28 protein-coding genes are annotated in these 24,523 nt (G+C 45.8%); 2 read left to right on the forward strand and 26 right to left on the reverse strand.

The window, feature by feature from the left end:
- Positions 1 to 80: 80 nt before the first annotated feature.
- The 5 genes from MHB84_RS10040 to MHB84_RS10060 all read right to left on the reverse strand — a co-directional run bounded on the left by MHB84_RS10040 (position 81) and on the right by MHB84_RS10060 (position 4,399).
- Positions 81 to 1,376, reverse strand: a complete 1,296-nt coding sequence (locus tag MHB84_RS10040) for an ABC transporter permease (RefSeq protein WP_076290531.1) — start codon at positions 1,374 to 1,376, stop codon at positions 81 to 83.
- On the reverse strand, positions 1,369 to 2,271 hold the full coding sequence (locus tag MHB84_RS10045; protein ID WP_024632126.1) for an ABC transporter ATP-binding protein: 903 nt from the start codon (positions 2,269 to 2,271) through the stop codon (positions 1,369 to 1,371). Before MHB84_RS10045 ends, MHB84_RS10040 begins: the two co-directional genes overlap by 8 nt.
- A 20-nt stretch (positions 2,272 to 2,291) precedes the next feature.
- On the reverse strand, positions 2,292 to 3,188 hold the full coding sequence (locus tag MHB84_RS10050; RefSeq protein WP_063567903.1) for an ATP-binding cassette domain-containing protein: 897 nt from the start codon (positions 3,186 to 3,188) through the stop codon (positions 2,292 to 2,294).
- Between the two features lie 15 nt (positions 3,189 to 3,203).
- Entirely contained in the window at positions 3,204 to 3,593 is a 390-nt protein-coding gene (locus MHB84_RS10055) for a GntR family transcriptional regulator (protein ID WP_076290740.1), read from the reverse strand.
- Between the two features lie 92 nt (positions 3,594 to 3,685).
- Positions 3,686 to 4,399, reverse strand: coding sequence for a hypothetical protein (locus MHB84_RS10060; protein WP_076290532.1), 714 nt, complete (start codon positions 4,397 to 4,399; stop codon positions 3,686 to 3,688).
- A 258-nt stretch (positions 4,400 to 4,657) separates the two neighbouring features.
- Here MHB84_RS10060 and MHB84_RS10065 point away from each other — a divergent pair, with 258 nt between their 5' ends.
- Positions 4,658 to 4,990, forward strand: coding sequence for a hypothetical protein (locus MHB84_RS10065; RefSeq protein WP_076290533.1), 333 nt, complete (start codon positions 4,658 to 4,660; stop codon positions 4,988 to 4,990).
- 106 nt (positions 4,991 to 5,096) lie between these two features.
- Here the strand turns inward: MHB84_RS10065 and MHB84_RS10070 are convergent, their stop codons facing one another.
- The 9 genes from MHB84_RS10070 to MHB84_RS10110 all read right to left on the reverse strand — a co-directional run bounded on the left by MHB84_RS10070 (position 5,097) and on the right by MHB84_RS10110 (position 12,797).
- Positions 5,097 to 5,468: a hypothetical protein gene (locus MHB84_RS10070; protein ID WP_076290534.1), complete on the reverse strand. Its 372-nt coding sequence runs from the start codon at positions 5,466 to 5,468 to the stop codon at positions 5,097 to 5,099.
- A 111-nt stretch (positions 5,469 to 5,579) separates the two neighbouring features.
- On the reverse strand, positions 5,580 to 6,044 hold the full coding sequence (locus MHB84_RS10075) for a DUF420 domain-containing protein (protein WP_024632131.1): 465 nt from the start codon (positions 6,042 to 6,044) through the stop codon (positions 5,580 to 5,582).
- Between the two features lie 36 nt (positions 6,045 to 6,080).
- Positions 6,081 to 7,004 (reverse strand): cytochrome c oxidase assembly factor CtaG, encoded by a 924-nt coding sequence (gene ctaG / locus MHB84_RS10080; protein ID WP_076290535.1) that lies wholly within the window; start codon positions 7,002 to 7,004, stop codon positions 6,081 to 6,083.
- A gap of 106 nt (positions 7,005 to 7,110) precedes the next feature.
- Complete coding sequence (locus tag MHB84_RS10085) at positions 7,111 to 7,431, reverse strand: cytochrome C oxidase subunit IV family protein (RefSeq protein ID WP_076290536.1); 321 nt, start codon at positions 7,429 to 7,431, stop codon at positions 7,111 to 7,113.
- A 3-nt stretch (positions 7,432 to 7,434) separates the two neighbouring features.
- The gene (locus tag MHB84_RS10090; RefSeq protein WP_076290537.1) at positions 7,435 to 8,061 is read right to left on the reverse strand and encodes a cytochrome (ubi)quinol oxidase subunit III; all 627 of its coding nucleotides are present in this window, start codon (positions 8,059 to 8,061) and stop codon (positions 7,435 to 7,437) included.
- Positions 8,058 to 9,908, reverse strand: a complete 1,851-nt coding sequence (gene ctaD / locus MHB84_RS10095) for a cytochrome c oxidase subunit I (protein ID WP_373561767.1) — start codon at positions 9,906 to 9,908, stop codon at positions 8,058 to 8,060. The genes MHB84_RS10090 and ctaD overlap by 4 nt, the downstream gene beginning before the upstream one ends.
- Before the next feature lie 71 nt (positions 9,909 to 9,979).
- Complete coding sequence (gene coxB, locus MHB84_RS10100; RefSeq protein ID WP_076290539.1) at positions 9,980 to 11,032, reverse strand: cytochrome c oxidase subunit II; 1,053 nt, start codon at positions 11,030 to 11,032, stop codon at positions 9,980 to 9,982.
- A gap of 580 nt (positions 11,033 to 11,612) precedes the next feature.
- Positions 11,613 to 12,374: a type I methionyl aminopeptidase gene (gene map, locus MHB84_RS10105; protein WP_076290540.1), complete on the reverse strand. Its 762-nt coding sequence runs from the start codon at positions 12,372 to 12,374 to the stop codon at positions 11,613 to 11,615.
- A 234-nt stretch (positions 12,375 to 12,608) separates the two neighbouring features.
- Positions 12,609 to 12,797, reverse strand: coding sequence for a hypothetical protein (locus tag MHB84_RS10110; RefSeq protein WP_017690840.1), 189 nt, complete (start codon positions 12,795 to 12,797; stop codon positions 12,609 to 12,611).
- A gap of 397 nt (positions 12,798 to 13,194) precedes the next feature.
- On the opposite strand from MHB84_RS10110, the gene MHB84_RS10115 reads away from it, so the two are divergent.
- Entirely contained in the window at positions 13,195 to 13,476 is a 282-nt protein-coding gene (locus tag MHB84_RS10115) for a transposase (RefSeq protein WP_076290541.1), read from the forward strand.
- Positions 13,477 to 13,579: 103 nt separating this feature from the next.
- Here MHB84_RS10115 and MHB84_RS10120 read toward each other — a convergent pair whose 3' ends face one another.
- The 12 genes from MHB84_RS10120 to MHB84_RS10170 all read right to left on the reverse strand — a co-directional run bounded on the left by MHB84_RS10120 (position 13,580) and on the right by MHB84_RS10170 (position 24,325).
- A complete protein-coding gene (locus MHB84_RS10120; RefSeq protein ID WP_143764778.1) occupies positions 13,580 to 14,833 on the reverse strand; it encodes a M48 family metallopeptidase in 1,254 nt (417 codons plus the stop codon).
- 274 nt (positions 14,834 to 15,107) lie between these two features.
- Positions 15,108 to 15,749: a suppressor of fused domain protein gene (locus MHB84_RS10125; protein ID WP_076290543.1), complete on the reverse strand. Its 642-nt coding sequence runs from the start codon at positions 15,747 to 15,749 to the stop codon at positions 15,108 to 15,110.
- A gap of 180 nt (positions 15,750 to 15,929) precedes the next feature.
- A complete protein-coding gene (locus MHB84_RS10130; protein WP_076290544.1) occupies positions 15,930 to 16,385 on the reverse strand; it encodes an imm11 family protein in 456 nt (151 codons plus the stop codon).
- Positions 16,386 to 16,460: 75 nt separating this feature from the next.
- Positions 16,461 to 16,727, reverse strand: a complete 267-nt coding sequence (locus MHB84_RS31375; RefSeq protein ID WP_083679011.1) for an AHH domain-containing protein — start codon at positions 16,725 to 16,727, stop codon at positions 16,461 to 16,463.
- Between the two features lie 224 nt (positions 16,728 to 16,951).
- The gene (locus MHB84_RS10135; RefSeq protein ID WP_076290545.1) at positions 16,952 to 17,347 is read right to left on the reverse strand and encodes a hypothetical protein; all 396 of its coding nucleotides are present in this window, start codon (positions 17,345 to 17,347) and stop codon (positions 16,952 to 16,954) included.
- 76 nt (positions 17,348 to 17,423) lie between these two features.
- Positions 17,424 to 17,807 carry a hypothetical protein gene (locus tag MHB84_RS10140; RefSeq protein WP_076290546.1) on the reverse strand — a complete coding sequence of 128 codons (384 nt, stop codon included), beginning with the start codon at positions 17,805 to 17,807 and terminating at the stop codon, positions 17,424 to 17,426.
- Positions 17,808 to 18,146: 339 nt separating this feature from the next.
- Complete coding sequence (locus MHB84_RS10145; RefSeq protein WP_076290547.1) at positions 18,147 to 18,836, reverse strand: Imm3 family immunity protein; 690 nt, start codon at positions 18,834 to 18,836, stop codon at positions 18,147 to 18,149.
- 23 nt (positions 18,837 to 18,859) lie between these two features.
- On the reverse strand, positions 18,860 to 21,925 hold the full coding sequence (locus MHB84_RS10150) for a deaminase domain-containing protein (protein ID WP_076290548.1): 3,066 nt from the start codon (positions 21,923 to 21,925) through the stop codon (positions 18,860 to 18,862).
- Positions 21,926 to 21,955: 30 nt separating this feature from the next.
- On the reverse strand, positions 21,956 to 22,333 hold the full coding sequence (locus MHB84_RS10155) for a DUF4280 domain-containing protein (protein WP_064642503.1): 378 nt from the start codon (positions 22,331 to 22,333) through the stop codon (positions 21,956 to 21,958).
- Positions 22,334 to 22,350: 17 nt separating this feature from the next.
- Positions 22,351 to 23,004: a hypothetical protein gene (locus MHB84_RS10160; RefSeq protein WP_076290549.1), complete on the reverse strand. Its 654-nt coding sequence runs from the start codon at positions 23,002 to 23,004 to the stop codon at positions 22,351 to 22,353.
- Positions 23,001 to 23,498, reverse strand: a complete 498-nt coding sequence (locus MHB84_RS10165) for an imm11 family protein (protein ID WP_076290550.1) — start codon at positions 23,496 to 23,498, stop codon at positions 23,001 to 23,003. The genes MHB84_RS10160 and MHB84_RS10165 overlap by 4 nt, the downstream gene beginning before the upstream one ends.
- Positions 23,474 to 24,325 (reverse strand): pentapeptide repeat-containing protein, encoded by an 852-nt coding sequence (locus tag MHB84_RS10170; RefSeq protein ID WP_179087195.1) that lies wholly within the window; start codon positions 24,323 to 24,325, stop codon positions 23,474 to 23,476. Before MHB84_RS10170 ends, MHB84_RS10165 begins: the two co-directional genes overlap by 25 nt.
- Positions 24,326 to 24,523 lie beyond the last annotated feature (198 nt).

Genomic DNA, 24,523 nt, shown 5'->3' on the forward strand with positions numbered 1-24,523 from the left:
ACTAGAAGAGAAGTTAGAGATGGGTGCCACACCGACTTTCTTTAGTGCAGCACCACCTCACCTGCTCCTATTCAATTGGATCAGATCTTATAAGCCTTCATCGCTTTGAACAATTCCTTAAACGTTGGGCGTTTACCATACATCAGCACACCTGTACGATAGATTTTCGCTGCCAGCCAGCCGAAGATCATAATTGATACAACGAGAATGGCCAGGGACGTCCAGATCTGCCAGGTTGGTGCAACGCCTGCCCCAATTCGTACCAGAATTGCCGTTGGCGATGTGAACGGAATGAAGCTTGCTACTTTCAACAACAAGATGTTCGGTGTAGCAATACTGAAGATCGCGATATAGAAGGAAACCAGGGACAACATCGTAATTGGCAGCACGGCTTGACCCAGTTCTTCTGTCCGACTCACCATGGAACCAATGGCCGCAAACATCACGGCATACAGGAAGTAACCCAGAATGTAGAAGATGAGTCCATATACAATGACTGCTATGTTCACATCACTCAGATTCATATTGAAATCGCTCAATACATCGCGGTTATGCGGTAACAGCATATTGCCGGCAACTACTGCACCGAAAATACCGATTTGAAGCAAACCTACCATGAAAATACCGATGATTTTACCAAACATCTGACTGAGCGGGGATACACTCGTAATCAAAATCTCCATGATACGAGAGCTCTTCTCGGCCGTAATCTCGGAAGCAATCATATTACCTGTCATCATCGTTGATGTGAACAACAGGATAATCAGCAGGTATACCACAATGTAGTTGATGCCACTCATGGTACCTTCCGACTCCGCAGCAGCTCCGCTTTGGCCAGAATCCAGGCTTTGCTCTGTCAGTTTTACTGGCGTACTGATGAGCTGTTTTTGTTCCGCCGTGAGTGTATCCTTCACCACCACATCCAGCTTCACAATTTGCAGTGCAGCTTCAATGGGTGCTATAACCTGCGGGGAGATATCATCGCTTGAATATAAGACCGGCTGTGGGAAATCTTGCCCAGCAACGGGTTCAAACTTCAGGTACCCATCCAAAACCTCCGACTCCACATCGGCTTTGAGGGCCGCTTCATCTTTACTCGCGTCGTTAACAAAACGATACGTCTGGTTACCTTGTGCGGAGGAGTATGTCTCCAGCTTCTCGGCTACCTCCGTTTGTCCCGTACTCAGCAGACCGATATTCACCGGATTCGTGCTCGAGCCTCCACCGATGGGACCACCATTAAATAAGGTAATGAAATATGGAATATTGAGTCCAATCGTAATTAAAAGTGCAAGTACAATAGTCGTTACCATGAAAGACTTCGTTTTTACTTTGTTTTTGAACGTAAATCCGATAATTGTCCCCATTTTATTCATTCGACTCACCTACCTCACGAATAAAGATTTGGTTAAGCGTTGGTTCCTTGATTTCAAAATGTTCAACGGTCGTCTGAGCCATGGCTGCTCTCAGAATTTCCTGAGCTGCTTCCATCTGACCAATATGGATCAGGTATCCACGCTCATTTTGCTCTACCTTTTTCACACCCGGCAGCTGTTCCAGACCACCCACATTACCTGTGGTGCTCAGGAATACATGCTCACGTGGATAACGGCTCTTGATCTCTTTAATCTCTCCTTGCACAACGGTATTGGAGCGATGCAGAATTGTGATCTGACGACATAATTCTTCAACGTGCTCCATGCGGTGTGTCGAGAACAAAATGGCTGTGCCTTCGTCACGCAATTCCTTCACCGTGGATTTCAGTAATTCCACGTTGACCGGATCGAGTCCGCTAAAGGCTTCATCCAAAATGAGAATTTGCGGTCTGTGCACCACTGCGGCAATAAAGCCCATCTTTTGCTGATTCCCTTTGGATAGTTCCTCAATCTTTTTGTCGTAATACTCCGGCACTTCGAATCGATCCAACCAATACTTCAGGCTCTGATCCGCATCCTTTCCATTCATGCCACGCAGACGGGCCAGATAGTTGATCTGTTCACTGACCTTTACCTTTGGGTACAAACCGCGCTCTTCTGGTAGATATCCCATAATCTGCTGCAATTCTGTGCTATAAGGTTTGCCGTTGTACTGGATATTTCCGCCATCCGGGTGGATCAGCCCAAGCACCATACGCATCGTTGTTGTTTTACCAGCACCGTTGGCTCCGAGCAGACCGTAAATCTCCCCTTCTTTCACATTAAGCGTCACACCATTGACTGCCGTTTTGTCTGCGTATTGCTTGACAACCTGCTTCAATTCCAATCGGTTCATCATTTATCGTCTCCCTTCGGTTATTTCCACTGTACGGGTGCATACCCGGCAATCCAGAATGCCAAGACTTCATCCAATTCCAAGTTACGGATCTTCAATACCCGGTTATTTGCCAGCTCCAGCCTTTCCTGCGCTTCGCTAACCCGGGTAGTAATGACGCGAACCAGTCCTCTCTCTTCAGAAGAAGATTCCACAACCCCAGGGATACTCTCTGGTCGTAAATCTCCTTCATACCAGACTTCTTTCCACTGATCGAGCACCATATCTTTCTCGGCCATCCCCAGGGACTGACCACGGTGCATCAATACGATGTAATCTGCGAGCCTTTTGACTTCATCCGCAATATGTGTGGCAATCAGAATCGTGGTGTCTCCCTCAGCCATGAAAGTACGGAACTGCTCGACCATCACTTTCCAGGCAAAGGGATCCAGTCCTGATGAAGGCTCATCCAAAAGCAATAGTCTTGGGCGAGCTGCGATTGCAGCAGCGATTTCGAATTTCCGTCGTTCTCCCTTGGACATCTTGTTCAGCTTCACATCAACAGGTACTTCCATATCGTGAATCAGTTGGTTGAACAACTTCATATCCCAACGCGGGTACCAGTAGGCCCGAAAATCAGCTGCTTCCTGTGCAGTAATCCGGTTCTCTTCGAGCCCAGCGTTGTCAGCCACAAAACCGATCTGTTGTCTCAGTTCAATGGGAAGAGGCCCCTCATGTTCCTTCCCAAACCATATAATCTGCCCTGCATCAGGCAGTACCACTTGTTGTAACATGTTAAGAAGTGTGCTTTTACCTGAACCGTTATGACCGAGAATAGCAACTACATACCCTTCCGGGATGGTCAGATCGATCGGGCCAATAACTCTGCGTTTTCGCATTTTGGATACGCCGTTCAACTGAACTGCGATAGGTTCCATGTATGAATCACTCCCTCAATTCGAGTAAACAGCCCTCAGGACTTCCCGGAACAGACTCTCCAGTTCTTCTTCCGTACATCCTACCGATTTTCCGGACTGCACCGCTGCCTGCATCGCTTCCTGTGCGGCCTTCAATCGATAATGTTCTCTGTCGCCGGCTTCTACCTGGGCCACAAATGTACCTGTCCCCTGCTTCGTACGAAGCAGACCTTCATTCTCCAGATCCTGATAGACCCGTCTAACCGTTATAACACTGCAATTCAGTGATCCGGCGAATTCGCGAATGGACGGTAAATGTGTCCCCTCCCCCAACTGACCCGTAACAATTAACGATCTTAACTGATTTTCAATTTGGTGGTATAAAGGTTCAGCGCTATTTTCATTAATTTGAATGGGTATTTTCACATCTTGCACCTCGCCCTCCGGTACACTCCAGTCTGTTACCTGTTCGTGCCGGTTTCATCCTATATTCATTTTTACGTTCATCCCTCATACCGTTAACTCAAATCCCGAGTGGAAAGTTTCTTCAGCGTCAACCGACTGAAAAGCCATAATCCTGCTATGCCAGCCACCAAAGCCACCCACATAATCGGGGAGAGCAACCCCCATGATTTACTCATATCAATTACAATCGAAAAACCGTAACGGCCCGACGTTCGAATCAGCAAGGATATGATGATTGTAAGCGGCAAGAACAGCGAACTGAGAAGCAAATATTTTTTACCACTGTGCAAAAACTCTCCGTAAATATATAAACCTGTCATGAGAAGTCCGTAACCTGTACAAGTTATACCAAAGGCCAGGTACTGATCCCACCGGAACCCTTCCTCTTGCAACCCGACAACGTACAGTGATCCATAGAAAAAGATACCATTATACGTAAACGCCATCAGAGACTGCTGAAGTCTCGACCACATCACTGTCTCGTTTGGAATAGGAAGTCTGCGATAGTAGGCCAACATCTGTGTATAGGAATCCTCCTGTATGTAACGGAAAGATCGTCTGCTGAACACGAATCCCTGAAATGGCACCATGATCAAAAAGAAAGTATCTACAACAGGATTAATGAAATCGGTCTTCTGTTGTCCTAATAACATCACACCACTCATGCCACCCGTGTATATCATAAAAATTGCAGTCCACAGCCATTGGAGCTTATCCTTTTTCATCTCACTGCGGGTCAACCACCACGCCTGCTTCCATGCGCTCATATCATTGCCTGCCTTTCCATCTTGTCATTGGAACTCCTTGCTCACTGTATCTACTGTATATATCATTATACACAGTATATAGACCACTTCCTATTCCCGTCAACCCCTTATTTTCCTGAATCAGGAAGAATGGATGGGATTCAGGTCAGTGTTACGATAAAATAAAACTTGATTCTGAACATACAATGATTCATTGTAAAATCATTCGTTCAACTTATAGAGATACTGCAGAGATAGATAGAAAGGATTGATTCACCTATGGATTGGTTAGTTGAGATCGGGTTTGTGCTCCTCTTCCTTATCGTGGTCATCTGGCTCATTGTTCGCGACGAACCCAAACGACATTCTGCCAAAAAAGGCAGACATCGTGTGCGGCGTAACAACGGTTACACCGACTCATCTCCTGCGTACCCGGTCATTACCACCAATGATGACTCCTATACTCAACATTCCAAACACACACACGATCATAAGCATCATGATGGTGATTCTTTTTTGGAATCTAATCATCATCACAGCAATGATAGCGGAAGCAGCAACGACAGTGGTGGAGATAGTGGTGGTGGCGACAGCGGCGGCGGTGGAGATTAAGATGACTCCTCAAATCAAAAAAAGAGCTGTATCCGATATTGTGCGAACACAATTCGAAACAGCTCTTTCTTTTTTCCGGCACCTGAATACTGAAGAGGTTTAATCCTTAAACGAGGTTGTAGCCACTTGGCAGGCTGCGATTACTGCGAATCGCACGAATTTCGGCCAAAGTAAGCCGTTGATTGGTGGAAATCAAAGATTCCACATCATTGCCACGAATCAGATCATCCAAATCTCTCAAGTTGGTGTTCCCACGAAAGACGCGGAATCCGCCTTGAAAGTTAGGTCTCGTAAACACAACCAACGTTGCATTCGAACTTGTCGAGAAGAAACGCAGGCTCTCTACCCCACCCAGAATGTTATCCAGATTACGGAGACCCGTGTTACCACGATATACTCTGCTTCTTCCGCGATAACCCTCTTCTGAATACACCGTGAGACGTGGATACGTTTGACTAACATGGACTGTTTTTTTCATTTGTTTTCCCCCTCTCGATCTCATTCTATGAATGAATGCGAGAGGAAGCTTGGACGAATCCACGGGTGGATTCATCCATTTTCATATTTTCAAAGAATTTAATTCATCACATTAAACCCCCAGGATGACTTCCCATACCGGGCGTGTGTGCCCACCAGGATACAGCAGGTACAACAGAACGTATACAATAACGCCTGTGATAGCACTGCTAAACCAGATCATGGACGTAAATCTTCCCCAGCGGCGATGTGTCTTGAATTTCTTTTTGAACCCAAGCACCAAAGTGGAAATGCCGAAGACCGCTGCCACCGTGGCAAGGATAATATGAAAGATCAGAAATATTCGATAGAAAATCTCCATCTCCGGGTCCCCACCCCAAGCCGTATTCCCGACAAAGATGGTACGAGACATATAAATGACAAAGAACAGAAGGGCAGCAATGGCCCCTGCAATCATCGCGGTTTGGTGCGCCTCCCGTTTGCCACGGATAATTAGCACCCAGCCAATTCCAACCAGCACCGCGCTAATCACAATGAAAGAAGTACTGATCGTGGGTAGCAGAAAATACATATCCATCGTGTGTTTCCCCCTCTTGTCCATACAAAACTTGTGTTATTTCGCTGCAGGATTAAGCGGTCCTCCCGTTTTCTCTACAGGGTAAGGATCATCATCATCTTCCCGTTTTTCCTTGCGGTACCATTGGAAAAAAACATACGCGAGCATGGAAACAAAGATGCCTTCCTGTATGAATTTCATCAAAATACCGCCCACCTGCTGATCCTCCTTGGCAGAAGACAGGAAGTTGAAGAACGCCGGTCCACCGAACGAACGCAGCAATGCCGTAGAATCGCCAGATACACAATACCGCATGGCCTCAGCCCATACGGCAGGATTGCTGTAGGTCGCATACAACGGTTCGGAGGCAAAAATAATCAGTCCACAAGCTGGTGTCAGAAGCACCATGTTCAGAAAAATAAATCCAATCTTGGACAATCCCGACGCTTGTCTACCTTCCGGCAACGGATTGAGCAGCGTCCACCACATCAGCATGGAAGTAATGAAAAGTACAATGTAATACAAACGGTGAATCGTAAAATTTAACATTACGTAATCATGTACCACGGGTAGATGATATAACGAGAACAATCCGTTAAACAGCACAGCCGCCACGATTGGATGCGCCAAAAAAGATAACTGCCGTGTCGGCAGCCACCGGATGATCCCACGCCATACCCAAAGGGGCAATCCCTTCATCAGTAACGGTGGCGCTACCAGATAGGACAGAGCCATACTCACCATATGGAAGCTGAACATCACATGACCCAGCAGATTGAATGGCCCTGCTTGTGCAAGATACAACACCGTAAGCCCTGTGATAAACATCATTTTCTGTGGAACTGTGGCCTGATCTGCCTCCTTGATCCGCTCACTGAAAGGACCAACGAGCACCAGGTAAGCTGCGGCAATGAGCAGGAACAACGCCAGAATAAGTGGACTCCATAAATCGTTGAAACTAAAATATTGCAACCCGAGCATACGGGAGACCTCCCCGTGACCTGATTTGGTTGTTGCCTGAATCCATTGAAGGATTGGTTCGCCTAAAAGGGGAAAAGACGGCGACACTGCGCCGCCGCCATCTCTTTTACCACCAAACCCAATAGAGTGCCATAATGATGCACGTAAAAGCTACGAAAAATCCGAAGCACATGAACAGAATCGGCATCAAATGCCCTTTATCCTTCAAGTGCATCCAGTAACCGAGCTGTACAAACACCTGCAGGATCGCCATAACCACCAATATAATAATGGTAAAGGTCGTATTAACTCCTCCCGCGGCAGCAGCCGCGAACGCAATTAGCGTCAGGACGATCGAGAAGATAAAAACAACGACGTGTTTCTGTGGACCTTCCGCCCGGTGACGATGCTTCACAGGCTGCTGATCACTCTTATCCTGTACCGACATGTGTTACCCCACCTTTCCGAGCAGGTACACGACCGTAAAGATAAACACCCAGACCACGTCAATAAAGTGCCAGTACATTGCGGAGACGTATACTTTAGGTGCAGTTACGACCGTTAATCCTTTTCTGAACAGTTGCCCAATAATGAGCCCGATCCACATAATACCAAATGCAACGTGCGCTCCGTGGAACCCAACCAGCGTATAGAACGCTGAGCTGAATGCACTTGTGGTCATGCCGAACTCTTTATGTTTCACATATTCATAGAACTCGTAGATTTCCAGACCGAGGAATCCGAGACCCAGTACAACGGTAATGCCAAGCCAGAGAGCAAGAGCATTGCGCTTGCCCTTATGCATAGCCTGGATGGCAAATACACTTGTCAAACTGCTGACCAAGAGAATAAAGGTTGCGGCAGCCACGAGTGGCAAATGGAACAATTCATTCGCCGTCGGTCCATCATTCGTTTGGCCACGGAGGGCCAAAAAGGTTGCGAAGAGGGTTCCGAACAATACGGTCTCGCCGCCAAGGAACAACCAGAAGCCGACAAGCTTGTTGCGTCCTTCCAGCGTTGCTTTCTCCGGCTCATGCGGCAATTTGCCGTTTGCCGGTTCGGCATGTGAAGTTGTCATGTTCTAACCCCCTTCTCATCCTGATCCTCCGGTTCAATATGCCAGCCATGGTCATCGTAGAGTGACCGCAGTGCCATCGCACCAAATGTAATCAGAAGGCCAATAATGACCACAATGTAATTGTTGAACAGTCCGTTCATAAACGCATTGCCAAAATCATCTTTGCTGAACATTAGACCAAGTCCGGCAATGAATATACCGACAGACATAACAAACGGTAGCGGCGTCGCTGACGGCATATGGATCGAACCTACAGGTTCAGCCGGTGTCATCTCCGTATGTCCTGCCATCTTTTCCTTCCAATACGCATCGATTCCACGTACCAGAGGCGTCTGCTTAAAGTTGTATTCCGGCGGTGGAGATGGAATTGACCATTCCAACGTACGGCCATCTTCCCACGGATCATTCGGTGCGTCTGCTGGTTTTCTCGTTGTGATCACGATGTTCACGAGGAACATAATTACCCCAACACCCATCAGGAATGCACCAACGGAACTGACCAGGTTAAGCAGGTCGAAATCCTGATTCGGCAAATATGTAACGATCCGGCGCTGCATCCCCATCAAACCAAGGAAATGCTGTACAAAGAACGTTAGTTGGAAACCGATCATAAACGTCCAGAACGTCCACTTCCCGAGCGTTTCGCTCAGGACACGACCGAACATCTTCGGCCACCAGTAATGTAGACCCGAGAACAAACCTAGCACCAATCCACCAACGATAACGTAATGGAAGTGAGCTACAACAAAGTACGTATCATGGAACTGGAAATCCGCAGGCGCAGAGGCCAGCATGACACCCGTTACCCCGCCCATAACGAAGGTTGGAACGAATCCAACAGCAAACAGGTTTGCCGCTGTAAAACGGATCTGTCCGCCCCACATCGTGAAGAGCCAGTTAAATATTTTGATCCCTGTTGGTACAGCAATCAGCATGGTTGAGATCGAGAACAATGCATTGGCGACTGTCCCCAGACCTGTCGTAAACATGTGATGCGCCCATACCATGAATCCCAGAAAGGCAATCAGGATAGTTGCAAATACCATGGAGCTGTATCCGAACAATCTTTTACGTGCAAAGGTTGGAATAACCTCTGAGATAATACCAAATGCCGGCAAAATGAGAATGTATACTTCAGGGTGCCCGAAGATCCAGAAGATATGCTGCCAGAGTACCGGGTTACCGCCACCTGCAACATCGAAGAAATTCGCCCCCAGTATACGGTCAAACGTTAACAGTACAAGTCCTACCGTAATGGCAGGGAATGCAAAAAGAATGATGGCTGATGTAATAAATGTGGTCCAGGTAAACATCGGCATCCGCATATAGGACATTCCCGGCGCACGCATCGTAATGATGGTGGCGAGAAAGTTAATGCCCCCGATGAGTGTCCCTAGACCGGCGATCTGGAGACCTATCGTGTAGAAGTCCACACCGTGCGTGCCACTGTACTCGCTGCCAGATAGTGGCGTATACGAAGTCCAGCCGGCATCCGGTGCCCCTCCCATCAACCAGCTCAGGTTCAAGAGCAGTCCGCCAAACAGGAACGTCCAGAAACCAAGCGCGTTAACAAAAGGGAAAGCAACGTCCCGTGCCCCAATCTGCAAAGGCACAACGGCATTCATAACGGCAAAAATAATAGGCATGACACCAAGGAATATCATTGTTGTTCCGTGCATCGTAATCAATTCGTTGAAGACCTGCGCCGACACAAAATCATTCATCGGTTTCATGAGCTGAATCCGAATCAAAATGGCTTCAATGCCGCCGATTCCAAAGAAAAATCCACCTGCAATTAAGTAGAGCACGGCGATTTTTTTGTGATCGACGGTGGTAATCCAGTCCATCAAGCCCCTATACCGCTTGACGCTATGAGCATGAGCCAAGGTTGTGTACCCCCTTCTTCGTCCTTGCTGTTCTATTCATAGTCCAATTTGTAGTTGGCCAAATATTCGGCAATTCCGTCGATTTCTTCATCTGTGAGTCCAAGGTCTTTCGGATTAGGCATCGTATTGCCTGGCTTCACGGATTGTGGATCATGGAGCCATTCTTTCATGTTGTCCAGCACCGGATTACCGTCTTCCTGGCCTTCGCCCTGGTTCAGCAGAATACCTGCTACGGATTGCTTGCCACCGATACCTGTAAGGTTAGGCGCAACTGGTCCGCCCTGATCCCCAACTGCATGGCAAGAAAGGCAGTTCGTTTTGAACTTCTCAGCCAATTGGGTATCTTCCGGAAGTACCGCCGGAGCTTTCATTTCATTGACCCATTTGTCAAAGGATTCCTGGCTGACCGCTTTTACCTTGAATTCCATGAAGGCATGTGACCTGCCGCATAATTCAGCACATTTCCCTCGGTAAACGCCTTCATTTGGCGCCGAGAAGCTGAACTTGTTAAGCGTTCCATCCGGGTTTGTGTCCATTTTACCCGCAAGTGACGGCACCCAGAAGGAGTGAAGCACGTCAGCGGTTTTCAATTCGAATGCGATTTTCTTTCCGGTCGGGATGATGAGATCTTGAGCGGTGGTTACGTCATATTGAGGATAAGTGAATTCCCACCAGTACTGATGCGAGGTGACTTTGACCTGAATTGCATTTTTGTCGTTGGACAGATCTTCGCCTTGGGCAAAAATCGTTTTTACCGTCGGTACTGCCAGAACGATAACAAGCAACAACGGAATGGCTGTCCATATTACTTCCAGCTTGAAATTACCTTCAACCTGTTCGGGCACTTCATTCTGCCCGGCTCGTCTGCGAAACCGGATCAACACATACGCAGCAATAGCAAATACAATGATGAGCACCACGATCATAATCGTAATGGACAGCTTCATCAGATCATATTGGCCTTGCGCCACAGGACCCTGAGGTTTCATTACCGACAAGTCTTCCCGCCCGCATGCGGATAGCAGCAAAGAGAACACCGCCAGCAAGGGGAGAATTCGCTTTGCAACCTGCCACTGTTTCATCATTGATCTACCCCACTTTTTTAACATTTTCGTAGATTGCCGTTGTCGCCCGAATAAAACTCAAATCAGTTCATTTCAGCACGATACACGTAATCCTGTCCGACATACAGAATGCTTACAAAAATAACGCTTCCACCACTCCCGTCATTTCCTGCTAAGGGCATGTCTGCGCATTCTTCCAATTCATTCTATATGGTTCAATCACTTATTAAATATAAGTTGAGGGTATGATTTTGTCAATCTTTGGACACATGTTCACAAATTGTTCACTATATGTAAAAAACCGCACCACAACTTGATTTGTAACCGATTTCAGTTAAAAATATTACTCTCTACTTTTGAAAATTTTTGCCAAATTTCGGTGATGAAATTGATTTTTTTGCCGATATTTCTCACATTGAAAACATGCAGTATTATGCAAAAAAGAAAAGCATGCAGTAGGTTGTCTCTTTTACAACTACTGGAAGCCGTAGTAAAGCCCCATACCGCTCCCTTTTAGAACCAAACGGCATGGAGCCTGACCTATTGAACATCCCGGCCACCATTAACCAACTTTCTTACCAGCTTTCCATAGATACAGCGTCTAAGTACCGTCAGTTAGTATAAGAGGACCATCACTTGTGATGGCAATCGTATGCTCATACTGGACGCCCCAGCTTCCATCCACTGTTCTCACCGTCCAGCCATCCTCATCCCATACAACCGCCCCTGAACTGCCTTTTGTAAATATGGGTTCAATGGTGATGACCATACCTTCTGTCAGCATCATGCCCGTCCTGCGTTTCCCGTAAGGGAGGACGTTCGGGGGTTCATGGATGTATTGACCGATTCCATGGCCAATCAGAGGCTTCACAATCCCGTAGCGATACAGCCTTGCTGTCCGTTCAATCGCGTTACCGATATCCCCCAGCGTATTTCCTGGCACAGCCTGTGCTATCGCCTTATGAAGCGCCCTTTCGGTTCGATTCATTAGTTTGCGTATGGACCTGCGTTGTTCACCGATCCCATACGTCCATGCAGAATCGGCAAGCCAGCCGTCTTTGTTTACCACCATATCAATAGTCACCACATCCCCTTCGGCCAGTTTCCGGTCATTAGGGAAGCCGTGGCAAACCACCTCATTAACTGAAGCGCATGTAGCGTAAGGATAACCTTTGTACCCTTTTTGCTCAGGTGTAGCTCCTCTTTCAGCTAGAAAAGCCTCCACCCGTTCATCAATATCTCCTGTCGTTACACCGGGGGCCAGCCACTTTTCAATATGCTCGTGACAGCTTCGCAGGATTCGCCCCGCTTCCCGCATGTAGCCAATCTCTTCTTTTGTTTTTAAAATAGGGTCCACTTGCATTCATCCTTCCTGCCATATCTGTACTTCCATTTATATGCAGTAGGATCGAAACAAAGCCCCCAAAAGTAGAGGGAAAGCTTACCGGCTTATTGAGTTTATTTTTTGGACGAGCTGGTTCAGCTTTGGAAAAATATATATACAATTTTCTAAACAAAAAAAACCGTCTGCCGGAGCTTAACGCCCGGAAGACGGTTCTATTCATATCGGAACAGTATAATCAGAGTTGTGTGTGTTTCAGGACACGGAAGAATCCATCTTGACAAGCTCATGCTCAACCACAGAAGTCAATTCTTCCTCGTATCCACCCGTAATCCGGTATTTTCTCACGTACTCCTTCACGAATTTTTTTGGATCTTTAGGACGGAAAATCCGAGTCATTTCCCTCAAACTTTCTTTGACCTCATTGTGACCTTTCGTTGCCATTGTAATTCCCTCCCAAAACGTTGAAAGTGAATGCTCCGTTTAGAGAATGCCGAATAAGTCTTAAATGCCATCCATGAAGTTGTGTGCGCGGCTCAAAGCAAGCTTTAGGTCGGGAACCCTTGCTTAAGCAAGTACCTGACACTATAAATACCCGATATGATTCGGAATGAATCATAATCTTATTGTAGCATATTCGGAAGTATCTTACGACTTGACGATTTTACCTAATATTTATAACGGTTTTTATGCCCAAAAAGTTTAATTCCGAATCATATGTTATAAATACGTTGCTTCTATACGGAATTAATATATCCAGCATAACACTGTACTATTCGGGGGATATTATCACGGACAACCCATACAGTTAAATTACTGGGATCTAAGGAGGCGTTGTTTCATGGCTGAGAAAGATAAAGAAATGCTTCCCCTTTCACATGAAAAGGTGGAAGTGGACGGAATATACACCAATGAGGCTGGACAAGAAGAACATCTGCATCGGGGACAACACTTCCCGGCCGATCCCGTTCTGGGCAAGACAGAATGGGAACTGACAGAATTCGCTTTTGACAACCATCACGAAGGTCGTACTGACGAGCGCTTGGTTCCTAAAGAGAATGACACCGATAAAATCGGCAAGATCACCCACCCACGAAGACACTTTCAGCGTGGCGACCGTTAAGTTCTGAACGCAATAAATCACTTTAAAACTAGGGCGCATCATACCAATCATTGGTTGGTGCTGCCCTGTTTTCTATACTATATGCAATTGAGAATACAGAGGGTTAGCTTGCATCCCTTAGATCGTTAAGAAGAATTTTCTGGGAACGCTGTTCCAGCTGTCGAAACTCCTCATTGATTCTTCGTTCTTTAGCAGCATCCGGCCGATACGCAGGAATCATCGCCCAGTGCTCACGTATCAATTCGATGCGATTCTTCATTGGAGGATGGTAGCTACGGTTTTGAGTATCATTCATTTCCTGTATCCGCTGAATACGAAGAATTTCCTGAGTTGGAACGGCAGAAATCCGTTTTCTAAACTCCTCATACAGCTCTTTGTTATATTGATATTCCGCAACCTGTTCAGCCGTTTGTGCAAAAAGACCTTCCATCTCGGCCTTCAATAATAGAGATAACACTGCCTCACTGCCAGCTGTCTCCGATGCTTCATTATCTGCGATGTAGAATACTCGCTGCATCTCATTCCGCATGCTTTTGATTAACAATACATAGATACCGCCTATAACAGCAAATAACAATAAACGTAGTATTATAAGTGGAAACACCACCCAATATAACAGGCCGCTATCTTGTGGATCAACGGTGTCAATCCAAGAATTCAGTACATGCATGGCTCTCTCGACCAATGAGCTGTTGGAAATGTTCGGATGTGCAAATTGACTCATATGGTGACTGATGGCGGCTATCTTCTCCTGTAACGTTAAAGCTGCAAAAAAGGGAATGCCCAGGACAAGTGCTCTCTTTTTTCTTTTGAGATACAGGTTGTATGCGTTATATTCTTCACTAATGATGACCATATCCACAGGTGGAACATTCAAGCGCTCCCCAATCTCGTCAATCATTCCATACAGTTCTGGAAAATCGTCTCTAGAGATCACCCTGCCTGGAAGCCGCTTCCGGTATGGCAATATAATTGTGATCCAGAGGAAAAGCAACAAAATACCAAATATACCCAGCCATGTTGAATTGGTTGAAAAGAAAAAGATTGCTACGCCTAAAATGGATAACGTTGACAGATGCACGATTAGAGCAACCAAATAGGTGTAAAACCTCTGTTTAGTGAAGGGAAGTTCCCGATTGACGTTATACTTAAACTCCTCTAACAATCGGTCTGATGATCGTTCATTACCATTCCCGTCCGTTCCGTTTACCCCCTTATCAGTTCCTCGTCCTCTTTCATCCTCATAAACATTCCAATTACACTTCTCACACCAGGTGCTGTACCCCGGATTCACTTTCATCTTGTTTGCACATTCCGGACAAGTCTCTTGCTCTGTGTAATGCAAAATTACTTTCACTCCTCAACTACACTATGTAATGTTAAATTCCGAATGAAGCTTGCTATCCCCCTCCCTTTTATCAAAATCTAAATCTAAATCTAAATCGGAATTTTATGGAATATTTTGAATATGTAGAAAGTCTCAAATTGAATGTGTATATACGCACTTCTATTTTTCAAATATGTTCTTATCACCAAAGTTTTCAACAAAAAACAGATTGATCCCTTTGACCGAGATCAATCTGTTTTATTTAAAAGCTTCATATTCTATATCCTTCAAGTATTTCATTTATCTACAGACAACTATTTTGCCGATCCCATTGGTACACCGCCTCAACGCCATGGGCCATCAGCTTGCTGATGAGCGAGTCGCGGCCTTTCTCAAAAAAGTGTATGATCTCCTCCCGGTACAAAGGCAGCAATGTATGGAAATAGATCGGCCATTCGCCCTCCATCTCCTTACCTTCATCCCGGTACGGCATGTTTAACGCTTCTGCGCATTGAGGTAGCGGCGGGACAATCATAACTCCACAATAGGGAGTACTTTTGTCATATGGCAGGATTTGTGTATGCGCAGGTACTCCTGTCTCACTAAACATTTCCCGATACGTGTCCGCCAAATCCTCCTCACTTTGGTTAGGGCAAACAAGCCACTGCCCTATAAAATATCCACTCTGCATGATCTCTTTCACAAAGTGCCTCATCATAGGTACGACCCAGCCGAGCGGCCGATTCTCCCAGTTCTTTTCCTTCAACTGCGCATCCACTGGTAGATGCATTACAATTTCCGCATATCCGGTATCCAGTGAAGCTGGCGTCATCCCCCGGAAGTAACTGTTCCCAAATGAAACCAGCGTTTGATATGGTACGGCAGCAGTCGGTTCAGTTATATAAATTTCCGGGTCGCCTGCATCGTTCGAATCGGCTGGAATCATATGCTGAATAGGTCCATAGAATGTGCTGATATGTGCCTCCGCATCCTGACGATCCGTTACTCGAATCCGTGGATTACGTTCTACGTATGCTTCGGGTTCGCTTGACCAAGCTAGGCGGAAGCGAAATCCCTGTAACCCTCCCTCTTCGACGCGTTGTTTGAACTCATCGGAAACAAACGTTTAACTCGAAATAATTGGGAGCTCCGTTAGCTCATAATCGTATGATATTGTCTTGAATATATGTTCGTTGTTAATTTCCTCTTCTATAAAAACATAATTTTTAAATCCCCCGTACTTGTCGGCAATAGAACTGTTTTTATCAATGCAATCCAGAATATTTATAACATTCATTACATAATGTTTTTCGTTATTATATTTTACTGGTAAAAGTTCTACCTTATTTTCTAGATAATCTTTTAACACTTCTATTGCCCGAGCGTTGATAACCATATCTGCTAGCTGACTAGTGATTTCGTAAATATCAGTATTATTTTCTCCATAAGTATGCTTCATTTCTAGTGTTGTCCATTGATTAATGAGAGAGACGCCACTACCAATATTATCTATAAAACCTCTTTCTTTGACAACATCGAGCTCTTTAGTATCAACTGCATTAGTCATTTTCCATATTTTCAACGACATTCCCCTCATTCCATTAATCTTGATATAAAATCTCCAGTTTACCTGTTAGCAGGCCTTCTCTTGTTTCTTCTAGAAATGATAGTATACGCTCCTTCTTGACTTGAGAGGTAACTTGTCTATTTTTTTAAAATTTTCTCCTATATATTCAATATACTCCTGACCATGCCTGAACATAGGATTCCCTTTTTTATCTATGTTGTTAAACGGGAAATGCGTTACTTGCCCTGGCCAATCCGACATTGCTTTCTGAGGAAGAAAGACTCCGTTTGCCGAGGAATTGATGTTAATCCCATACTTCTCGATTAGCTCTCGGAGTCCTGCCTTGATGCAGGATATTCCTTACTGAGCTCCCATCCGTTACTTCCCTTAACTTTATCAGAATAATCTTCTGCAAGCTTCAAAGCTGATTGCGCAATGTCATAATCCGATCTGCATCCACATTTTTCCCAGCGATGAGCAGCTTATTAATTTCTTGTAACTCACGTTGTGTTAGATGATCCAGATCCCCACTCTTACATTCCAATTTCCCGGTCCATTGGTTGGGTGTAATGATCCCTTCATCAGCTGCTTAGTTTGGATATACTCTGTTGATTCAGATGTGGATCATCGTATTCATGGTGATTTCTAGTCTTCGGCTTGGTGCTTTCGGATGGACTATCTTTGGGAACCCATGTATTTTGGGGTTTGGATGCCCCAACCTTCGGTGAAGTTGATGAAGAACCAGACTCCACATTTTGTGGCTTCCCTGTCTTCTTCGAATCCACATGGGATGTGTTCGGCGATCCCTTCGAACTTCCAGAATCATTGCCTTTCCCACGATTTCCACCTGTATCCGAGAACATGTGACTGTCATTCTTCACAATCACAATCACAGGCACGGTCTGGCCGTTGCTCAGCCTCACCCGCTGAACCCGCCATGGAACACTGGCTGCTGCGCCTGCGGTCATTTTACCCATAGCCTGGTTGATTCGTTCCCCCAGTTCCGCAAGGATGAAGGCATTAATGCGGCATTGGTCTTGAGCTTGCCATCCTTCATGGCACCACCTGAGGTTCCATCTGGCCCATCTCCATTACCATGCGGAACACCGCCCTTGGCTCCATCTCCATCTGCATGGCCAGACTTCTGCCACCACCCTTGAGCACTTTGGCACCATTTTTGACCAGGGATGCTCCACCAGCTACAGCCGTTACCGTATCCACGACTCGCATCGTAGCACCAACATCGTTTAACCCAGCGTCGTAACTCTCTTGTTCCGTCAGGGTCAGCATTGTGCGATTGTCTTCACCTTTCAGATCCATGAACGGTTTGGCATACGCTTTTCCCGCGCCTGATACATCTTGCCAGATCTCTTCCCCTGATTTTTGAACCGTGACCAAGTCTCCCGTATAATCGATGACGTTATAGATTTTGGGCATGCAAAAAAAGCTCATTCCTACTCATGATTCAAGTGGGAAAGAGCTTTGAAAGTTAATCAAGTGTTTGAATTATTTATTGTTTGGTTTGTTGGTTGTATTGTACAATCTTACTATTACGATGTAAACCCAATCTAAATTCTTGTATCAATCATATGTGTTATTGGTTGAATGATGGATTCATTCGGCACTAGGTGGGGCTTTTAAACAGTCGCCGCTTGTATGATTGGATTGTTTGGATAATAAAGGCGGATAAAAAACCACAACCCAGCGTTTAGCTCGTATTGTGGCGTTGTTGTTTGTATCATTCTAAATACAGATCGTTGAAAAAACAAATTGATCCTATAAATTTTGAAGTTTAGTTAAGACTTCCTTAATTCGCATAGAAAGATCCAACTTTTCATTTTCCGACAATTGTTCCCCCAAATCATTCATATCGAATTGCTCTAATTCATTTTTTATTTTCAAAAACTCGCCTTTAGCATTAATTCTATATCTGATAAGTAGTTCTGCAAGTGTTGTTCTAACAACTATTTTTTCACTTAATGTACTCCTACATTCACGCTCGAATCGTTCCATTATTTCCTCAACAAGCTCAACTGCATCTTTCTTCTCATTGAATACAATCCCAAAGAAATTTTTAACTTCCTTTTCTATTTCAAAGTAGTAATATCTTGTATTCGGACTATAATCTACAGGTATACTTTCAATTCCATCAAGCACCATATCTCTTCGTTCTAATATGTCCTGATAATCATCTGGAGCTATTTCATGTTGTAACTTATTTAAATCTAGAGAATTTAATGCATCAATTATCTTTTGTTTCGATTTAACAAAAATTTTCGAATGTGTTAAATGAATTCTCCCTTCCGCAATAGACAATACTGCTTTTTCCATTTCACCTCTTTTATCCATACCGAAGTATGCCTCACATGTGCAAGCAAGGGCTTCAGGACCACTCATTCCCTCACTTTTAAAATAAAAATAGTTTTCATAAAAAGCTCCAAATAAAGCCTCATAATTTCGTTTCACTTTATGTCCTCCCAATAAATTTCTTATGGCTCAACTATCTTATCACCATTATGGATTACCTCAATATCAATATTGGGATAATCTTTGTGAAATTTTTCTATAATTCTACTACAACTTCCACATGTATCTAATTCGGTAAATAATTTAATTTTTCCACGAGCTTTTGATGGATCTGGCAATTTATCAAGTCTAGATGCCAAATCATTGAGAATTTTATACTCAGTATCATTGTCTCTTAATCTTACATTACCACTCCTATCTGGTGCTTCAGTAGCCTCGTACTTTGGTTTTGTTGGTTTTAATGAATAATCAGCATAGGTCTTTTCCTTATTATCCCCGTTCAAACTACTGTGGGAATAAAATTCACCCTTGTCAATTCCTTCAATTTCTACCTTCGCATACGCAAAATTTAGATCACCTTTAATCCTATTAGAAAGCTTACTTCTTAACACTTTAACTTTATCAATAATAAAACCTTCTGTTTCTAAATCAATTACCCTTGTTGGGAATACTTTTCCATGACTTACATTTGGAACATTACCCGTCCCCTCAGTTTTCCCATCCCTTGCCTTAGTTCCATCTTTCGATGACGGAGCATCTTTAGGTTTAGATGCATCCTTCGGCTTAACCGGCGTAACGTTTGGAGACGTCTTAGACGATTCTTTAGAAACGGTTCCTTTCGATGGCGCACTACTCTCTCTCGAATCCACATGAGATGTGCTCGGCGATCCCTTCGAACTCCCAGAATCACTGCCTTTCCCATGATTCCCACCTGTATCCGAGAATCTATGACTGTCATTCTTCACAATCATAGGCACGGTCTGGCCGTTACTCAGCCTCACCCGCTGAACTCGCCATGGAACACTGGCTGCTGCGCCTGCGGTCATTTTACCCATAGCCTGGTTGATTCGTTCTCCCAGTTCTGCGAGAGATGAAGGCATTAATGCTGCATTGGTCTTGAGCTTGCCATCCTTCATAGCACCACCTGGGGTTCCATCTGGCCCATCTCCATGACCATGCGGAACGCCGCCCTTGGCTCCATCTCCATCTGCATGGCCAGACTTCTTACCACCACCCTTGAGCACCTTGACGCCATTTTTGACCAAGGATGCCCCGCCAAATATGGCCCCCGCTGTATCCACGACTCGCATCGTAGCACCAACATCGTTTAACCCTGCGTCGTGGCTCTCCTGTTCCGTCAGGGTCAGCATGGTACGGTAGTCTTCGCCTTTCAGGTCCATGAACGGCTTGGCATACGCTTCTCCCGCACTGGATACATCCTGCCAGATCTCTTTCCCTGATTTCTGACCCGTGACCAAGTCTCCTGTATAATCAATGACGTTATTTACGCCCGTAATCGTTCCTTGTACCGTGGCATTCCGCTCCGTTAATGACCCTACTTCTTTTCCCTTTACCCAGCTGTATAATCCCTGGGCATTGTCACCCCCGACGATCCCTGTAAATGCAAGGTCAGCCACATCACCGACCATACTGAGCAGGCTTTTCCCCTCTTCGATCACACCGTCCAATTTGCCCTTTTCACGTGCTTCCCAGTTTCGTTTCAGCCGCGCTTCCTTCAGCGCGCTCTCTCCCATACTGGCCAGACTCTGGTCGAACGCTGACTGAATCATGTCAAAGGACCGATGGATCTCGGCTTCCAGGACTACATTCTCACTCTTTCCATTAACCTCTTCTACGAGCTCCACATGATCTGTCATCGTCTGAATATACAGACCTTCTGTACCCTCCAGACTGACGCTAGCTCCGCTGATGTTCAGTTCACCCATGCATTGGATCTGCACGTGGGTTGTGCTATTCAAGGTAACCCCGTTACCCGCAGCCATCGAGATATACAAGGCGCCCTCTTGGGCGTTCATGACAAGTTCGCTGTCGCCAAGGGTGAACGATTTTCCCTGCGGGTTACCGAAAGACTTTACACCCGGGTCTTGCATCACTTTTCCGCTCTTCTCCACATGTCCCGCTTCCGTCGGTTCCTGACGAACCGACTGCATCACCATGGCTTCGTCTTCTTCCGCACTTGGGAAATACAGTTTCACCTTCGCGCCGGGTTCGGGCATCATGTACCATACTTGACTGCCTTCCGCAGCATACGGGAACCAGCGTGCCTCCCCAGCCTGCTGACCCTCATCCATATCCAGATGAACCTTCACCTGGTTACGTTTCACATCAATGATTTTCCCTTCGATAGCCGCACCAGTGATCATCGTTTGAAGCTGTCTGGGCATTGGATGCGATGCTGGCAATGCACATGTATACTTCCACTGTAGCAAGCTCCGTTCCAGCATCGCCTGGCGAGAGGTTATGTTGTAGATACGTCCATCAGAGGATACTTCATCCCCCAATTGAAGCTCCTGCCCCAGATCGAAGGTATACGTTGTATACTCCGCCTCGGTTACCGAATGTTTTCCCTGGGCTTCGGTATGTAAAAAACGCTCAATATTACGACTCTTCTCGAAAGGGATGGCTTTCAGCTCAAATGCCCCTCTGCCTTCGGGATAACCAATCCAGAACCTGGGCTTGTGTGCAGTCACATCCGGCACCAGATCTGCTCCCAGATGAGAAGCGAGCCGTTTCAGAAAGCTCCAATCAGTCTCCTGGTATTGCATGATAAAAGCGCCCATCTTCGTCTCATCAAAGGCAAAATCAATATAGTCTCCTTCAGGATAACCCTTCATAACACGATTAACAATGTCCAAATAACGCAGATTCTCGTTCTGATAGGATTTCGTTCTCTGTAAGGCATCCAGTTCATAGGTATGTGAGATGACTACAGCCATCACATATACGATCCCCCTGGTGGCTTCGACTTTGATCTCATGGAGTTGTCCCTTGAACAGGGGCAACTCCCTTCCGGATTCATCCATCCGGATGAATCCGACTCGATCGTGACTCCCAGCTTTCTGGATAATGGTTTCTTCCCATTCTTCATCTACCCATCCACTGAAGGATAACCGACCATGTGCCCCTGCTTGCTGGATCAATTCCAGCTTATCCAGGCGTATCTTGCCATACGGCCAATGGACATGGATATCCCCATAGGTTAGCGTTGATTTTTCCAAGGTCTGCACAGTGTTCCCCCTTTCTTATCCTTCTGCATCTTACAACTGACCATCGACCTCAATCTTGATAATCCCGCCTTTTCGGCATATCAGTTCTGATCGACTGAGCAGAGCGGCCTCACCTTCCACCAGCACGTCCTCCTTGCCCTGGCTCCATTTGTTGAAGAACGTATCCGGTTCACACAATGCTCCGTCCATTTTGCAAAACCCGCATCGTCCAACGTTAGCCAATGGAATCACGTCCGCAATGTTTAATACAGGCTGTTCCTTGATATAGATGCCGTGGGAAAGAGGCAGGTTCAGCACACCCGGATCTGATCCCTGACTACAGGAAATCTCGGCACCTCTGACCACATAGGTAAATTCACCACCGAAACCTCCTGACATCAAAGCTTTGAACAGCATGGGTAGCAGCATTCTAATTTCCTCCTATGTTAATAATCGATTGGTTCATTTCTGTTTTCACTCATCTGGGAACATGTGAATATCGCCCTTGTTAGAAGTCGCCATAGATGAAGCTGTTCAACCGGAAAACGGACATTCCCTGTGACCGCTCTTCCTTTTACCGATGTAACGATCACAATATCGTAAGCCATCCCCAAGGTTGAGGGCTGAATGGATTCTCCATAGAAGACAATCAGCCTATCTCCTTGTACCGTCTCCTCATGTAACCATTGCGCATCCTTTTTGAGCATTCGCATCTGATCTGTGATGATCCTGCCCATTCCCTCAATCTGGCTGACGTGCAATGGATGAGATGATCTAGATAGGCTTAAGCTGATACCCTTTTGCTCATCAATCCACATGACCTCATCTCGTCCATGGCTGTTTCTGCCCTCCTGTAGTTTGCCTCGGGGAACCTGGACCAGATGATCCGGTAAAGGAAGGGTTATTATCCCCTCCCAGATTTGGTGATTGTTCAACGTGATGATATCTGCTTCGGTCTCGATCAGACCCTGGCGCACTCCGTATGTAACCTCTTCCTGCGTCATCAGCTCCCCACTTGCCGCTTCAGCTTCCTGAATGCGCTTTGCCAAACGCAAATCCCGATCCATTTTCAGCAGCATCTCATCACCATATCGGTTCATTCCAGATCCACCTTTCGTAAAACAAAGCCACTTAACCCTCTGCGAAGCATGCTCTCTGCTACATCAAAACGCACGATTACACCACTCCCTCTTACACCCTCCAATGTAAATATGCGTTGATCTTTAACCGCCTCACCCTGCAATACAAGCTGCTGTATTGAACCATTCGGATAAAACAGGCTATGGTCAGACGAAGCCAGCACAGCAGGGATATGACTCGCCCAGTAGCTCAACTGTTCCCCACTCCCCTGATCGATGAAGGTGACGGATTTGAACAACATTGCTTCATCGACCAATTCCATCAGCCGCTTCATGCGATCACTAACAAAATATGAAGGCCTACTTATCCAATCGGTCGGCTCTTCATTCAGTCTGCGTTCAATCATCATGACAGATGAAATGGGCAACTCATCAAAACTTTTTTGTAATATGGGAGGCCTGAACGGATTCAATATCCGATAATCTTCGGTCAGTTCATAAAATCGTGGGACCATAGCTCCTCCTCTTCCTCATGGGATACAACCCAGCGTATCGATTCAATCTGCTCTTCATTCAAAACATGTGTATACCGTTCACGGTCATGAATCCATATCTGTGCCTGACTCAGCCTAGCCCCCTGAAAATCAGCATGGAATAACTGTGCTCCCCTGAGGTCGGCGCCTTCCAGATTGGCTCCGGCAAAACAGATTCCCTGAAGACCAAGAACACCTTCCTGGAATTCCATACTTGCTCCGTCACTGACATCAGACAGGTTGGCTCCACGCAGACTGCATTCCCGGAACACAGCATCCATAAGTAACGCCCCTCTGAGGTCAGCTCCACTCAGATCACTCTGTTCCCATTTGGTCCCAATCATCACAGCACCTCTTAAGTTACTCTTGTTCAGATCGGCATGACTGAAATCGGAATATCTGATATCAACGTGGTCGTATAATCCCTCTGCCAAAGATAGTGAAGTATAGTCTCCATAAGCACATTCCAGCCCTTCCGCTACTGATAATTTCTTGCGGATATTCTGCGTGTCCCTGTACCCATAGTCCCTGATATACACGGGTTCACTCCAGTCCTTATATTCACCTACCCTGATCTGAAACTGATCTGCACGGTCGATGTGTTCCATCTCTTTCAAATTCACAACGTGAGGAACGGCCAGACGTGCAAGCGCAATGACGTAGGCATTGAATCGACCCACGGAATGCAATATCATTCGTTCCACGTCAGAAGCATTAAGTACACCTCCATAACGTCTCATTTCGATATGAAGAAGCTCTTCTAACGAAGATAACGACTGGAGTGCCCACGTCGCATCATATGTGTGCATACACTCTATCTCATCCCAATACCATTGATCAGAGTAAGCTTCCAATAAGTAGGTGTAACTCCTTTCCAATATAGATGTTCTCAACATGGAACAATGAAGGATTGAGATTGGTTCTTTCCCGAGTTCCTGTTGTGCCAACTCTGCTTTTAAACAGAGTTGCCGTATAGACTCTACGAAAGATTGAATTAACGAGTTTTG

It is taken from the genome of Paenibacillus sp. FSL F4-0087, assembly GCF_038020215.1.
In the GTDB taxonomy this organism is placed as follows: domain Bacteria; phylum Bacillota; class Bacilli; order Paenibacillales; family Paenibacillaceae; genus Paenibacillus; species Paenibacillus taichungensis.

What these genes read in the sequence shown, in the direction of transcription:
- MHB84_RS10040 (WP_076290531.1), bottom strand. Translation starts at nt 1,376, where the DNA reads ATGAATAAAATGGGGACAATTATCGGATTTACGTTCAAAAACAAAGTA.
- MHB84_RS10045 (WP_024632126.1), bottom strand. Translation starts at nt 2,271, where the DNA reads ATGAACCGATTGGAATTGAAGCAGGTTGTCAAGCAATACGCAGACAAA.
- MHB84_RS10050 (WP_063567903.1), bottom strand. Translation starts at nt 3,188, where the DNA reads ATGGAACCTATCGCAGTTCAGTTGAACGGCGTATCCAAAATGCGAAAA.
- MHB84_RS10060 (WP_076290532.1), bottom strand. Translation starts at nt 4,399, where the DNA reads ATGAGCGCATGGAAGCAGGCGTGGTGGTTGACCCGCAGTGAGATGAAA.
- MHB84_RS10065 (WP_076290533.1), top strand. Translation starts at nt 4,658, where the DNA reads ATGGATTGGTTAGTTGAGATCGGGTTTGTGCTCCTCTTCCTTATCGTG.
- MHB84_RS10070 (WP_076290534.1), bottom strand. Translation starts at nt 5,468, where the DNA reads ATGAAAAAAACAGTCCATGTTAGTCAAACGTATCCACGTCTCACGGTG.
- MHB84_RS10075 (WP_024632131.1), bottom strand. Translation starts at nt 6,044, where the DNA reads ATGGATATGTATTTTCTGCTACCCACGATCAGTACTTCTTTCATTGTG.
- ctaG (WP_076290535.1), bottom strand. Translation starts at nt 7,004, where the DNA reads ATGCTCGGGTTGCAATATTTTAGTTTCAACGATTTATGGAGTCCACTT.
- MHB84_RS10085 (WP_076290536.1), bottom strand. Translation starts at nt 7,431, where the DNA reads ATGTCGGTACAGGATAAGAGTGATCAGCAGCCTGTGAAGCATCGTCAC.
- MHB84_RS10090 (WP_076290537.1), bottom strand. Translation starts at nt 8,061, where the DNA reads ATGACAACTTCACATGCCGAACCGGCAAACGGCAAATTGCCGCATGAG.
- ctaD (WP_373561767.1), bottom strand. Translation starts at nt 9,908, where the DNA reads ATGGACTGGATTACCACCGTCGATCACAAAAAAATCGCCGTGCTCTAC.
- coxB (WP_076290539.1), bottom strand. Translation starts at nt 11,032, where the DNA reads ATGATGAAACAGTGGCAGGTTGCAAAGCGAATTCTCCCCTTGCTGGCG.
- map (WP_076290540.1), bottom strand. Translation starts at nt 12,374, where the DNA reads ATGCAAGTGGACCCTATTTTAAAAACAAAAGAAGAGATTGGCTACATG.
- MHB84_RS10110 (WP_017690840.1), bottom strand. Translation starts at nt 12,797, where the DNA reads ATGGCAACGAAAGGTCACAATGAGGTCAAAGAAAGTTTGAGGGAAATG.
- MHB84_RS10115 (WP_076290541.1), top strand. Translation starts at nt 13,195, where the DNA reads ATGGCTGAGAAAGATAAAGAAATGCTTCCCCTTTCACATGAAAAGGTG.
- MHB84_RS10125 (WP_076290543.1), bottom strand. Translation starts at nt 15,749, where the DNA reads ATGATTCCAGCCGATTCGAACGATGCAGGCGACCCGGAAATTTATATA.
- MHB84_RS10135 (WP_076290545.1), bottom strand. Translation starts at nt 17,347, where the DNA reads ATGGGTAAAATGACCGCAGGCGCAGCAGCCAGTGTTCCATGGCGGGTT.
- MHB84_RS10140 (WP_076290546.1), bottom strand. Translation starts at nt 17,807, where the DNA reads ATGCCCAAAATCTATAACGTCATCGATTATACGGGAGACTTGGTCACG.
- MHB84_RS10155 (WP_064642503.1), bottom strand. Translation starts at nt 22,333, where the DNA reads ATGCTGCTACCCATGCTGTTCAAAGCTTTGATGTCAGGAGGTTTCGGT.
- MHB84_RS10160 (WP_076290549.1), bottom strand. Translation starts at nt 23,004, where the DNA reads ATGAACCGATATGGTGATGAGATGCTGCTGAAAATGGATCGGGATTTG.
- MHB84_RS10165 (WP_076290550.1), bottom strand. Translation starts at nt 23,498, where the DNA reads ATGGTCCCACGATTTTATGAACTGACCGAAGATTATCGGATATTGAAT.
- MHB84_RS10170 (WP_179087195.1), bottom strand. Translation starts at nt 24,325, where the DNA reads ATGCACACATATGATGCGACGTGGGCACTCCAGTCGTTATCTTCGTTA.